General features: G+C 30.4%; 11 protein-coding genes. 2 read left to right on the top strand and 9 right to left on the bottom strand.

Going from position 1 to position 13,610, the window contains the following annotated elements; genetic code table 11:
• Window positions 1-14: 14 nt before the first annotated feature.
• Window positions 15-2,231 carry an NADP-dependent isocitrate dehydrogenase gene (locus DZ64_RS0107400; protein ID WP_024790048.1) on the bottom strand — a complete coding sequence of 739 codons (2,217 nt, stop codon included), beginning with the start codon at window positions 2,229-2,231 and terminating at the stop codon, window positions 15-17.
• A 171-nt stretch (window positions 2,232-2,402) separates the two neighbouring features.
• Entirely contained in the window at window positions 2,403-3,326 is a 924-nt protein-coding gene (gene mltG / locus DZ64_RS0107395; RefSeq protein ID WP_051430009.1) for an endolytic transglycosylase MltG, read from the bottom strand.
• 55 nt (window positions 3,327-3,381) lie between these two features.
• On the opposite strand from mltG, the gene DZ64_RS0107390 reads away from it, so the two are divergent.
• Complete coding sequence (locus tag DZ64_RS0107390; protein WP_162147537.1) at window positions 3,382-6,126, top strand: AsmA-like C-terminal domain-containing protein; 2,745 nt, start codon at window positions 3,382-3,384, stop codon at window positions 6,124-6,126.
• Here DZ64_RS0107390 and DZ64_RS0107385 read toward each other — a convergent pair.
• The 7 genes from DZ64_RS0107385 to mobB all read right to left on the bottom strand — a co-directional run bounded on the left by DZ64_RS0107385 (window position 6,123) and on the right by mobB (window position 12,291).
• Window positions 6,123-6,488 (bottom strand): heat shock protein transcriptional repressor HspR, encoded by a 366-nt coding sequence (locus DZ64_RS0107385; RefSeq protein ID WP_024787913.1) that lies wholly within the window; start codon window positions 6,486-6,488, stop codon window positions 6,123-6,125. The genes DZ64_RS0107390 and DZ64_RS0107385 overlap by 4 nt on opposite strands.
• Before the next feature lie 13 nt (window positions 6,489-6,501).
• Window positions 6,502-7,344, bottom strand: coding sequence for a DnaJ family protein (locus DZ64_RS13905; protein WP_024790045.1), 843 nt, complete (start codon window positions 7,342-7,344; stop codon window positions 6,502-6,504).
• A 181-nt stretch (window positions 7,345-7,525) separates the two neighbouring features.
• Entirely contained in the window at window positions 7,526-8,086 is a 561-nt protein-coding gene (locus tag DZ64_RS0107375) for an NUDIX hydrolase (RefSeq protein ID WP_024790044.1), read from the bottom strand.
• Window positions 8,079-8,960, bottom strand: coding sequence for a hypothetical protein (locus DZ64_RS0107370; RefSeq protein ID WP_024790043.1), 882 nt, complete (start codon window positions 8,958-8,960; stop codon window positions 8,079-8,081). The genes DZ64_RS0107375 and DZ64_RS0107370 overlap by 8 nt, the downstream gene beginning before the upstream one ends.
• A gap of 40 nt (window positions 8,961-9,000) precedes the next feature.
• On the bottom strand, window positions 9,001-10,902 hold the full coding sequence (gene metG, locus DZ64_RS0107365; RefSeq protein ID WP_024790042.1) for a methionine--tRNA ligase: 1,902 nt from the start codon (window positions 10,900-10,902) through the stop codon (window positions 9,001-9,003).
• Complete coding sequence (locus tag DZ64_RS0107360) at window positions 10,899-11,747, bottom strand: class 1 fructose-bisphosphatase (protein ID WP_024790041.1); 849 nt, start codon at window positions 11,745-11,747, stop codon at window positions 10,899-10,901. The genes metG and DZ64_RS0107360 overlap by 4 nt, the downstream gene beginning before the upstream one ends.
• A 58-nt stretch (window positions 11,748-11,805) precedes the next feature.
• Entirely contained in the window at window positions 11,806-12,291 is a 486-nt protein-coding gene (gene mobB / locus DZ64_RS0107355; RefSeq protein ID WP_024790040.1) for a molybdopterin-guanine dinucleotide biosynthesis protein B, read from the bottom strand.
• A gap of 62 nt (window positions 12,292-12,353) precedes the next feature.
• On the opposite strand from mobB, the gene DZ64_RS0107350 reads away from it, so the two are divergent.
• Complete coding sequence (locus tag DZ64_RS0107350) at window positions 12,354-13,595, top strand: MgtC/SapB family protein (protein WP_024790039.1); 1,242 nt, start codon at window positions 12,354-12,356, stop codon at window positions 13,593-13,595.
• The last annotated feature ends 15 nt before the right edge of the window (window positions 13,596-13,610 follow it).

The raw sequence follows: 13,610 nt of genomic DNA, 5'->3' as shown, positions 1-13,610 counted from the left end.
AATCCCAAAAGGGATTATCTGAGTGCATCTATAATTTTATTAAAAGTATTACTAGGTCTCATACAATTAGCTAATTTTTCTTCATTTGGATGATAATATCCGTCAATTTCACAAGAATTACCTTCATTTGCCGCAATTTCTGAAAGAATTTTCTCTTCATTTTTAGCCAATTCTTTCGCAACAGGTGCAAATTTTTCCTCTAAAATTTTATTACCGCAATTTGCAAGCTCTTCCGCCCAAAATTTAGCCAAAAAGAAATGACTTCCTTTGTTATCAAGCTCTCCGACTTTTCTTTTCGGTGTCCTGTCTTCGTCAAGATATTTTGCTACAGCCCTGTTTAAAGCGTCCGCAATTATTGTAATTTCTTCTTTTCCACCCTGTTTTTTTGCAAGTTTTAAACTCTCTGCCAAAGCCAAAAATTCACCAAGGCTGTCCCATCTTAAATGACCATGCCTGATAAACTGATCCACATGTTTAGGAGCACTTCCGCCTGCACCTGTTTCATAAAGCCCTCCACCTGCAAGCAACGGAACAATTGAAAGTGTTCTTGCACTCGTACCGACTTCAATAATAGGGAAAAGGTCTGTTAAATAATCTCTTAAAATATTTCCGGTTACTGAAATTGTATTTTCCCCCGCCCTGAATCTTCTTAATGTATATCTCATGGCTTTTTCAGGCGCCATTAAATAATATTCAACATCGCTTAAATCATATTTTGCCAATTCTTCAATAACTTTTTTAATTAAATTTGCTTCATGCGCCCTGTTGGAATCAAGCCAGAAAACAATAGGATATCCACTCTCTTTTGCCCTGTTTACAGCTAATTTTATCCAGTCTTTAACGGCATCGTCTTTTGCGCTGTATGCTCTCCAGATATCGCCTTTTTGGACTTTATGTTCCATTATTTTGTTGCCGCCTTCATCTTCTATATAAATTTTTCCGTCGTCAGGGGCAAAAAATGTTTTATCGTGACTTCCGTATTCTTCAGCTTTTTTTGCCATAAGACCGACATTTTGCACAGTTCCTACTTTTGTAGGGTCAAACTGCCCTTTTTCAACCAAATCTTTTACAACCTCTTTATACATTCTTGCATATGTTCTATCAGGTACTGTGATAACCAAATCTTTGGTTTCACCGTCAGGCCCCCATCCCTGAAGTCCGTTTTTTATAACCGCCGGAATGGAAGCGTCGATAATTACATCGTTTGGTTTGTGTAAATTTGTAATACCCTTATCTGAATCAACCATATATAGTTCCGGATTTTTTGCATAAATTTCGTTTATTTCTTTTTTTATGCTTTCCTGTTTATCGGCCGTAAGTTTATTTAATTTTGCTTCCAAATCACTTAATCCGTTATTTGGATTAAATCCGATTTCTTCTAAAGCTTCCCCAAATTTTTCAAAAAGTTCTTTATAATATACCCTGATTGCATCCCCGAACATAACAGGATCGCTTACTTTCATCATTGTCGCTTTCAAATGAAGTGAAAACAAAATATCTTTTTCTTTCGCCTCTTTCATAGTTTTGGCATAAAAATCTTTTAAAGAGTTTCTGTTTATAAAACTTGAACTTAAAATCTCATTTTTTTCAACGGCAAGTTCTTTTAATAATTTTTTATTTCCCTTTTTATCTTCAAAAATTATATTTACCGTTTGATTTTCAGGTGAAACAAAACTTTGCTCGTTTTGATAAAAATCATTATCATCCATATGGGTGACATAACTTTTGCAATTTTCACTCACATCCCTCATTCTGTGAGGATGATTTTTTGCATATTCTTTTACAGGTTCGGCCAGTCTTCTGTCGGAATTCCCCTGTCTTAATACCGGATTTACATTACTCCCTATACATTTAGCGTATTTGAGTTTAATTTTTTCCTCTTCTGCATTTTTAGGCTCTTCAGGATAATCAGGCAAAGGATAGCCTTGTGATTGAAGTTCTTTTACAGCATTTTTAAGCTGAACCACCGAAGCTGAAATATTAGGCAGTTTTATTACATTTGCTTCCGGTTTGTTTACAAGTTCTCCCAAATAAGCCAAATCGTTAGACTGCTTTAGGTTATCAGGTAAAATATCGGAAAACTCCGCTATTATCCTGCCAGCCAGTGATATATCTCTAAGCTCTATATTTACATCTGCATCTTTGGTAAATGCTTCAACAATAGGTAACAGGCTAAACGTGGCAAGATACGGGGCCTCGTCAACTTTTGTCCATACAATCGTAGGTTTCATATATTCTCCTTTTTTTTATTTTAAATTTTAACCAAGTTTATACGAAAAGTAACAGTTTTTATTCCGTTTTAAAAACCATTGTAACATTAAGTAACAATAAAAAGTGAAAACAGTGAAATCGTGAAAACAGTAAAATTTTTGTTAATTTTACATTTTGCAGTTTTTAATTTTTCATTTTTTTTTGCATTTTTTAATATTTCGCAAATGTGCTTTATAATTTGTGGCAAAAAGATGATGGTTTCCGCATTTTACAAAATAAAGATATTTCACATGTGCGGGAAAAATTGCGGCTATTATTGCATATTTTGAGGGAATACATACAGCTACTTTAGGAAGACCGTAAAATTTATAAGTATTAAATGAAGATTTGTCGTTTTTAATCATTTCAGGGGTAACTTTCATATGAGAATATTTTCCGTAATTTAATGCTCCGTCCATTTGAAGTTTCATATGTTTTAAAAGCCTGTTATATATTACAGAGGAAATATATTTCATTTCATTTGCATTTGCGGCTTCTTTTTGTATTATTGACGCAATAATTAAATATTTTTTATATTTGCTGTATTCAAATTTTCCAAAAATTTTATCTGAAATCTGTTTATGATAATTTAAAGAAACATTATATAAATAATCACAAACCTTTTTAGGACTCATACCAATAGGTAAAAAATAGGTATCAGGTTTTAAAAAGCCCTCGTCAATATTACAGTAAAAATTTTTTAAACGCAATTTGTTTTCTATCTGTTTGAATATAAAATAATTTGTTTCACCGGGAATAATTGTTATTTTTGCAAGAGCAGCTTTAGATGTCGTTAATTTATATAAAAAATCTAATTTACTCATTTTTGTTTTTTTTAAATCTATCCAGCCTGCTTGCGGTTTACCCAAAAGATAAAGTATAATTTTATCTATTATTCCGGTATTAAAATTATTTTTTTCTAAATAATCGATTGTATGATTTACACTGCCTTTTGGAATATATACAACTCTATCGGAATGTAAAGGCAGGCTCAGATAAAAAAGGGTAAATATAATGAATATTATCAAAACTTCAATCCAGGCTGCGATTCTTACAATTTTTTTATTTTTATTCATATTCTTCATATCCTTATTCAAAGGTATAACATTATATAATATTAATTTTCAAAACATGCATATTAAAAAAATTTTTTTTAAAATAGAACAAAACAGACTTCAAAGTAATATCGACATTTCATCTGTTCCTAAAAATGAAAAAATAAAATTATATAAAATTATCGGATTTGTAAAATTTTTAAAATATATAAAAAAACTGAAAATTTCCGCCCCTTATCTCAATATTGTATATAACAATCATTTTTTAAATATAAAATACAATAATTTAAACCTAAAAGCATATATAAAAAACATATTTCCAAAATCAAAAATTGTTGTTTATTCACTGAAATACAGCAATATTGAAATAAAAAACATAAACCTGAGTTTAAGAAACTATTTAAAATATTTTTATATAAAAGGTTTTTTTAATTATAAAAATTCATTAATCTATTTTAAAGGTAAACTTTACCCAGTATCAAACAGAATAAAACTTGTTTTAAATTCCGATAATTTATTAATAACACAAAAAAATTTTATTATCTCTTTAAATGATTTAAATTCCAAAATAAATATAAATTTAAATAAAAATAAAATTTTTTCCACAACCTATGTTAAAAATTCCAAAATAAAATATAACAATATATCAATAGATACCAATTCTTCAACAATATCACAAAATAATGAAAACTCCCAGATTTTCATAAAACAACTGCATATTAAAAAGTTTAAAACATTAAAAAATATTTATGCCTATAATATCGAAATAAACACAAACTTTCTAAATTATTATACACAGATAACATCCAAAGCTTTAAAAGCATATTATAAAAACTTATCAATAGTTTTAAAAAACATTAAAATAAAAATTCCTGATAAAACATCCGCTTTAATAAATATTCAAAAAGGAGATATTAGAAACAGCGTTTTTTCTTTTTTATTAAATAAAATATACATTATAAAAAACAACGATAAAATTTCTTATGATATAAATTCTACAAATTTTGTTTCAAAAAGAATAAAAGCGGTTTCTTCAAACATAAAAGGGGATAAAAAAACAGTTTTAAACAAAATAATTTCAGGTATAGCTGATAATTTTGACTTTAAAATAGAAAATAACAAATTCGATATTATAAATAAAACTTTCACTTCCGAAAAAATCGTTCTTAACGGAGTAAAAATTAATAATCTGAAAATAGATTTTAATAAGAAATATGCACTTTTCAGCTCTAAAGAATATTTCAATGAAAAGATAAACAATATTTTAAAAAAAGAATTAAATATATCTATTCCTCTAAAACAGACAGGAGGGGAAAACGATATAAGAGGAATTGTCAAGTTTGATAAAAACATTTCATTCAATATAGATGTAATTTCTAAAAATCCTATTTTAATGCTTGATTCGCTTCCACTTCAGACCCAAGAAGCCAATATAACCGTTACGCCGGATTATACCTCCTTTAAAATAAAAAAATCATTTTTGGAAATAGCAAGAGGGATTGATCTGTTTTTTACGGGTGTCGGCAAAGTCAGTTATGAACCTCTTATTTTAACATTAAAAGGTGTAATAGACAATTTTATTGTTTATCCTATTTTAGATGTTAAGAATTTCAAAGAAGAAGCAACAATGGATTTAAATACTCTTGAGCTGTTTTTAAAAAATTCTCATGTTTATATAAATTTGGATAAAGACAATATTATTATCAATAATTTAAAGCCGTTACTGCCTTACACCCCTTTTAAAGATATGATTGACAACGGTATATTATTTATCTATTTTGCAAAAAATATTAAAGCTTTAACCTATATAAAACCAAAACTTTCTATTCTTTACAGACACAGCAACCTACCTGTAGAAAGTAATTTATCAAAATTTGCTTTTAATAAAATCACGTTAAATCTTGAGCTTAACAAAAATAAAATTATACTTTATAATAATTTCATACAATTTTTTATGAATAATAACGACTTGTTTTTAAGTTTGAAAAATATAGATATAAATCTTTTCCCTCTGGAACAATTTTATTATAAAAATTTTAATCAAAAAAACACTGAAAACAAAAATATAATAATTAATTTGAAAAATTCCAATATTTTATATAAAACACATAAATTTCTCTCTCAAAAAGCATCATTAAAAGAGATTAACAATTCCGTTTCGCTTAATTCAACATATAAAAATTCAAAATTAACAGGCTATACAAAAAACGGTTATTTTTTATTGGAAGGTAAAAATTTTTCAAAAGAAGAATTCGGGGCGTTTTTACCTAAATTTAACTTTTTTAAAAAAATAAATCTTGATTTTACGCTAGTTAAATCCCCGGATGATTATTATATAGGAAATATTTATATAAACAGTGCAGTAATTACAAAATTAAGGGCACTAAACAATGTATTGGCTTTTTTAAACACAATTCCTTCAATACTTTCCCTTTCAAGTCCCGGTTTTTCTTCAAAAGGATATAAAATAAAAAAAGGAAATATCCAATATCTTCTTTTCAATAAAATTTTATATATTAAAAAATCAGATATTGAAGGAGAAAATATAGATTTTTTTTCAAAAGGATATATAGATTTCAATAAAAATTATATCAATTTAAAAACTGCGGCAAAATTAAAATTAAAACTTAAAAAAATACCTGTTATAGGAAAAGGTTTAAGTTATCTGCTACTTGGCAAAGACGGCAGTATAGAAGTTAAAATGATAATAAAAGGAGATTTAGACAATCCTAAAATCACAAAAGATATAGGAAAAGCACTTCTTCCAAATCCGTTTAATCTGTTTAAAAGAGTGTTAACCCTGCCGTTTAATATATTTTAAATCTCTTTATCAGGAACCAAAATAAGCTGATAAGTATCTTTTTTTATAACGACGCTTCTGTTTCTCGGAATCTGTCCCTGAGCTTTTTTTAATGCTTCCATTTCTTCTTGCAAGGCTTCTATCTCTTCTTTTAACTGAAGCACTATTTCAACACCGGCCAGATTAACCCCTAAATCCCTGACCAATGATAATATCAGTTTTAACCTGTCTATGTCTCTTTGAGAATAAAGTCTCATTTTACCTTCTGTTCTGTTAGGTTTAATTAAACCTTCCCTTTCATATTGTCTAAGGGTCTGCGGATGGATGTTTAACATTTTACTGACAACACTTATTAGATATACCGGTTCGTCATAACTGTGCATTTTACACCTCCTTTTATAATTTTTCCTGCATCATTTTAGCAAGTTCTGGGTCCAGTTCTTCAACTTTAGGCAGTTTTGGAATAAGTTCTATATATAAATTACCGTTATTCACACCATAACCTTTAACCCTTAATTTTTGACAGCATTTGGAATTTTCGGGAACTTTTACATTAATATGCCCTTTAAATGTATCTACACCTACTTTTCCGCCAAAAATCATAGTTTTTAAAGGGACCTGGACTTTTGTATATAAATCGTCACCTTTTCTTTCCCAGTTAGGATTTGGGGTAACTTCCACTTCTAAAATCAAATCACCTCTTTTACCCTGATGAGATTTACCCTTTCCCCTGATTCTTAGTTTTTGCCCGGATTTAAGTCCTGAGGGAATTTTTACTTTTATAGCCTCTCCATTGTAATTAATGGTATAAACACCACCTTTAATGGCTAAATCAAAAGGAATCTGAATTCTTGCATGAACATCCAAATCCGGCTCAAACCCGCCGAAACCTTCGAATCCAAAGCCGCCGAAGCCTCCAAAACCTCGACTTGCACCAAAACCGCCTCCGAAAATCTGTGAAAGAATTTCTTCCAAATCAACATCTTTATGCTGTCTGTAAAAATCCTGGAAGTTTTGACCGTTAAACATATTGTCGCCCATTGCATCATACTGCTTTCTTTTTTGGGAATCACCCAAAATTTCATAAGCTGTATTTATTTCTTTAAATTTTTCTTCACATTCGGGCTTTTTACAAATATCAGGATGATATTTTCGCGCCAATTTTCTATACGCTTTTTTAATTTCATCCTGAGAGGCGCTTTCAGAGACACCTAAAACTTCGTATAAACTTTTTGCCATATCCCCTCCTTTAAAAGTGAAAAATTAAAAGTTTAAAATTAAAAAAACAGTTTATTTTTATAATATTTTATAATAAATTTGAGTCAATGTCAATCAATTATTTTTAAAAAACCTAATATAATTTTTCATCATGGCCACTTTTGATAGCCAGATGAGCTTAATTCGCTTTGCTTATTTTCGCTCATTTTTCATTATTTTGAAGCCACCAAAGAAAGGCAAATTTAAGCCCAGGGGTTGTTGTAAATTTATCATTAAAAATTATTTTTTCAGCATCATCTACTTTTATAAAAACAGGCTCAATATCTTCATCATCTATTCCGCCGCCCTCACTTATTTTCATATTTTCGTCAATTACGGCATAATAAAGTATCTGTTTAGAGCCGCTGCTTCCCACACTGCTGTAAAATTCTGTAATTTTTTTAATATTTTTTATATCTACATCATATCCGCATTCTTCCAAAATCTCTTCTTTTGCAATTTCTACAGGGGATTTTTCTTTATCTATTAATCCAGCACAAAGTTCATAGGTACAACCGTCGCCGTTTTTTAAAAAAACCGGCATTCTAAACTGTTTGACTACTAAAAAAGAATCAAAACTTTTATGATACAAAAGTATTGCCACACTGTTATTTCCCACACAGACTTCCCAAAATCTGTCTCTGTTTTTATATTTAAAGAAAACTTTTTTCAAAGATAAAAACCTGCCGGAGCAGAGATTTTCTATTTTTTCTATTTCAATCAAAAAGTTTCCTTTCTTTTTCTTTTGTTTTCATTTCAATTTCCATATCCACCAGCATTGCAAAATTAAAATATCCGTTTAAAATTTTTTTATTATATTTACCTACAATTATAGTTTTGGCATATTTAGTGTTTTCTATTAAGTAATTTAGTTCATTAAAAAAATTTTCATCATTTTCAATACCTAAAATCAATACTTTATCACTTTGCCCATATTCTACTTTTTCTAAAAATTTATTTACAAAAACGGGTTTAAACCTCTCCAGTTCAAAATCAAGGGAATATTTTAAATTTTTATTTTCAAAAAACATAAGCGCTTTTGCAAAATTTTTTTTATATACAAAAGGCAGATTTATATCTATCTGATTATATCTGGATTTAAACAGAGAAATTTGTTCTAACTTAATATTTACAGGTTTTAATTCTTCAGAATTTATAAAAATTTTTTTAAATTCTGGATTAGAACTTATTAAAAAACTTTCATTTTTATTAAGTGCCGTTAAAAAAGATTTTTCATTTTCCAAAACAACAACTTTTTTATCTATATTCATTTTTTTTATAATATGGGCGGTAATTTTATCAGTAAAATAAATTTTAGTTTTTATATTTTCATATTTGAATATGTCAAAAACGGCCTTTTTTATAGAAGAGACTAAAATCCAGGCTATCTCTTTATCTATTATTTCAAATTCTTTTTCACTTATTATGGCATAAGCCCCGTTTTTAACAGCTTTTTTTATATCATCAAAATTATTCGAAAAAAAACAGCTTCCTCTCAAAACTTCTTTGGGATTTTCTGTAAAAGAAGTAACTTCACTGATAAAGGGACGGTTTAGAAGTTCCCCTTTTATTAAATTAACTAATGTTTCTATTTTCATTTATTTTTACTTTCACTACTCACCGTTTTCACTATTTTCACTATTTTATCTGCGTTCCGACTTTTTTAGGTTTTTCAGGTCTGATAAGGGAAAAACCGTTTTCATCTTTAGCCCCGAGAAGCATTCCCTCACTAATCATTCCCATAAGTTTAGCGGGTTTTAAATTACTTACAACACACACATAAGTATCAATCAGCTCTTCTGGCGTGTAATATTCTTTAATTCCGGCAATAATCTGACGAGGTTTACCTTCTCCCAAATCAACTTCCAGCCTAAGCAGTTTTTTGGATTTTTTAACCTCTTCAGCCTGAACAACTTTTCCAATTCTTAGCTCGGTTTTAAAAAATTCGTCTATTGTTACCAAATTTTGGGGTTTTTGCTTAATTTCAGATTTTTTCATTAAAGGTTTTTCTATTTTAGGAAAAAGTGGAGGAATTTTTTCTATAATAAAATCTCCAATCAATTTCCCGTCCATTATTTCTTTAAAACTTTTTTCATTTATTTCAAATCCGAGTGTTGAGGCAATTTTTTGAGTGGTTTTTGGCATAAATGCATGCAGATTTACCGCCACAAGCGCCAATAAATTGGCAATAAGCCCAAGAAGTGCGCCTGCTTTTTCATTTTCTCCCGTTTTCATCAAATCCCAAGGTTTGTATGTATCTATTGCTTTATTTCCGATACTTAAAACTTTCCATAACTCTTCTAAAAATTTATGTATCTGCATTTTCCACAAATATGTTTTTTCCAAATCTTTGAGTATATTTCTCGCTTCATTTAATTCCCCTGAAAAATATTTTTCGACATTTTGGGAAGTTATTTTCCCGTCAAAATATTTATATGCCATTCCTATAATTCTATTTAGCAAATTTCCGAGATCATTTCCGAGGTCGTTATTGATTCTGTCTATTAACGCTTTTTCACTAAAATCACCGTCTGCCCCGAACGGCACTTCTCTTAGCATAAAATATCTGAAATTTTCAATTCCGTATGCATCGGCGACTTCTTTGGGGTTAATTACATTTCCTTTACTTTTGCTCATTTTTTCTCCGTCTCTTGTCCACCATCCGTGAGCAGCTATTACTTTCGGAAGGGAGTATCCTATACTCATCAGAAACGCCGGCCAGTAAACAGCATGAAATTTAAGTATATCTTTCCCTACTATATGAAGCTTTGCAGGCCAGTATTTTTTCACCAAACTTTCATCCCCGCTGCCGTATCCAAGTGCCGTTAAATAATTAAACAATGCATCAAGCCATACATAAACAACATGTTTTGGGTCATTAACCTCTTTTGGAAGTTTAATGCCCCATTCAAAGGAAGTTCTTGTAATGGAAAGGTCTTTTAAACCGTCTTCGACAAACCTTATAATTTCATTCGCTTTTGCTTCAGGCAAAATAGGTTTTTTTGTTTTTAGCCACTCTAAAATTTTATCCTGATACTTAGAGAGCCTGAAAAAATAACTTTCTTCTTTTATAATTCTTGTAGGCCTGCCGCAATCCGGGCACAGTTCATCATTCACAAGCTGGCTAGGGGCCACAAAACTTTCACACCCCACACAATAATGCCCTTCATAATAATCTTTATAAATATCCCCGTTTTCATACATCGTTAAAAATGCTTTTTGAACACCTTTTATATGCCCAGGGTCTGTTGTACGAATAAATTTATCATAGCTTATTTCAAATTCATCCCACAACTCTTTAAATTTTGCACTTATTTCATCCGCATATTCTTTTGGACTCTTGCCTCTTTTTCTGGCTGCTTCCTCAATTTTTTGCCCATGCTCGTCAGTACCTGTTAAAAAAAAGGTGTCAATTCCCTTGAGCCTTGCATATCTTGCAATGGAATCAGCAATTATAGTCGTATACGCATGCCCAATGTGGGGCACATCGTTTACATAATAAATAGGCGTTGTTAAATAATATGTACTGCAGTCGCTCATTTTTTTCCTTTATAAGTATTTAAAACTTTTTCTATTTCATAATTACTTCCAAGAAAGCAAGGAGTGGTGTCATGATAATGCTCATACCCCAGAGTTAAAATATTATTTTCCCCGTCTGTCGCAAGACCTCCTGCACGCTCAAACACATATGCAAAAGGAAACACTTCAAAAAGTTTTCTGAGTTTGCCTTTCGGTTTATCGGTTGCGGCAGGATAAGCAAAAAGCCCCCCTCCTTTTAATAAAATCTGATGTAAATCCGGCACCATTCCTCCGGAATATCTGAGTCTGTAACCTTTTTTAAAACAATTATCAATCATTTTTTTATGATATGGATACCAGCATTTTTGAGTGCCCCCGGGCCCCAATATTTTTCCTTTTTCAGAAAGTCTTAATTCTTTTATATATTCAAATTCTTTTTTTTCTTCATTAAATCTGAAAAGTTCCACCGTGTCCCTGGCTACAACAAGCTCCAATCTCGGACCGTATACAATATATGCGGCAGCAACAATATTTTCCCCTGCATAATCCCCTTTATAAATTCCGAAAATACTTCCGACACTTAAATTGACGTCTATTAAACTGCTCCCGTCAAGCGGGTCATAAGCAACAAAATATTTACCGTTTTCATTTAAAGTAAGGGCGTCTTCTTTTTCTTCGCTTATTATCTGTGCCACACTTGAAGTGCAGCTTAAATGTTTTTCAACAATTTCATCGCTTATTACATCAAGTTTTGCCTGCACATCCCCGCTTATATTACATGTGTCCACTTTACCGGTATCCTGTGTTTTAATAGCACTGCTTATTTCAATGGCTATATTTTTTATTCTATCCATTATTTCGGTCATACCCGCTCCTTTTTATTATTTTCACTACTCACTACTCACCTTTCACTACTCACTATTTTTACACTTCTTTTGCATTATTCAATACCCATTCGATTATCTGATCCGTATCATTTAAATTCAGTATTTCTATATTTTGAGGTATTTTACTTTTATCCACACTCTCATCAATGGCCACGGCTTTTATATATCTGAAATAACTTTCATCAACATCACCCCTGAATATCCCAATTCTCGGAAGAGGCAAATATTTAAGCCCTTCAACAAGCAAAATATCAAAATCGTTTATCATATTTATAATTTCATCAAGTGATTTTTGTCTGTGAGAAAAATAAGTGGTTCTGGTGGGAGATGTTACAACAACCTCCGCTCCGGTTGAATAAAATCTGTAACTGTCTTTGCCGACTTTGTCAAATTTTGCCTTGTCGGCCGGATCATTTTTAATAATCGCTATTTTGTATGAGCCAATAAGCCTTTTGGCAATTTTTTCAATCAATGTTGTTTTTCCCGAATTACTCGGACCTGTAAATGCAACCGCTTTTCTCAAAATACGCCTTTTTTTTTATAATTTTAGCAAAATTTTAATATAATAATAAAAAAGGCTTAATTTTGGATTTGAAATTTTTAAAACTTTTATTAATTTCCATTATTATAGGTTTCAGTATAGGGCTTGAAAGAAGTATTAGATTTAATTCCAAAAACATAAATTCATTTGCAGGGAGCAGAACTTTTGCCCTTATTTCTCTTGCAGGATTTATAAGCGCATGGTTAAATGACAGATATCCTTATTTTTTATATATCAGTTTAATTATTATAGGAAGCCTCACTGTAAGTGCTTATTTATTAAAAGTTATTCATTATAAAAAACAGGGTTCAACCACACATTTTGCCGCCATTATTTCTTATTTTCTGGGAATTCTGGTTTATGCTGGAAAAGTGGAATACGCCATTTTTATAGGCGTTATAATAATTGTTGTTTTGTCTTTAAAACCAAAATTGGAAGAATTAGAGGCAAAAATTTCCGTAAATGACATCAATGCGGCGGTTTTACTTTTGGTTATGACATTTTTGATACTTCCCATACTGCCAAATAAAACAATAGACCCTTATAATTTATTCAATCCGTATAAAACCTGGCTTATGGCCGTATTAATATCTGCATTATCGTTTTTAGGCTATATTTCCCTTAAAATTTTAGGAAACAAAGGCATTTTAATAACAGCAACGGCGGGAGGCCTTTTCAGCTCAACCGCTGTTACTTTCACACTTAGCAGAATGTTTAGAGAAAATAAAAAAAACCATTATCTTTATGCGGCAGGTATTTCAATAGCAAATGCTATAATGTTTGCAAGGGTTTATATCGAAACATTAATTGTAAATCAGGATTTGTCAAAAAAAATCTTGATTCCCTATCTCCTTGCCACGCTTTTCGGACTTTCCTATTCATATAATTTATATAAAAAATCAATTTCTGAAAAACTGACAATGCAGCTGAAATCAAAAAATCCACTTGAAATTGACGAAGCTATTAAATTTGCAATTATTTTTGCGGTTATTTACGCAGCCGCAGAACTGGTCAATAATAGATACGGAAATATAGGAATTTATATTTTATCGTTTTTTTCCGGAATTACCGATGTAGATGCAATAACTCTTTCGTTAAGCTCTCTTGCCCATAATAAAATTTCTTCCATCAGTGCTCTAAACGGTATTATTATCGCAAGTATAACAAATTCTATTGTAAAATTTTTTATTGCCGTTTTTATAGCAAGAAAATTAACAAAGGAGCTTTTTTTCTTTTTTTTATTATCTTTTGCAGGGCTTGGAATAGGATATTTAATAGCAATTTAAACTGAGATTTGGTAA

This window comes from Lebetimonas sp. JH292, from assembly GCF_000523275.1.
In the GTDB taxonomy this organism is placed as follows: domain Bacteria; phylum Campylobacterota; class Campylobacteria; order Campylobacterales; family Nautiliaceae; genus Lebetimonas.
This window is presented reverse-complemented; position numbering and strand designations above follow the sequence as displayed.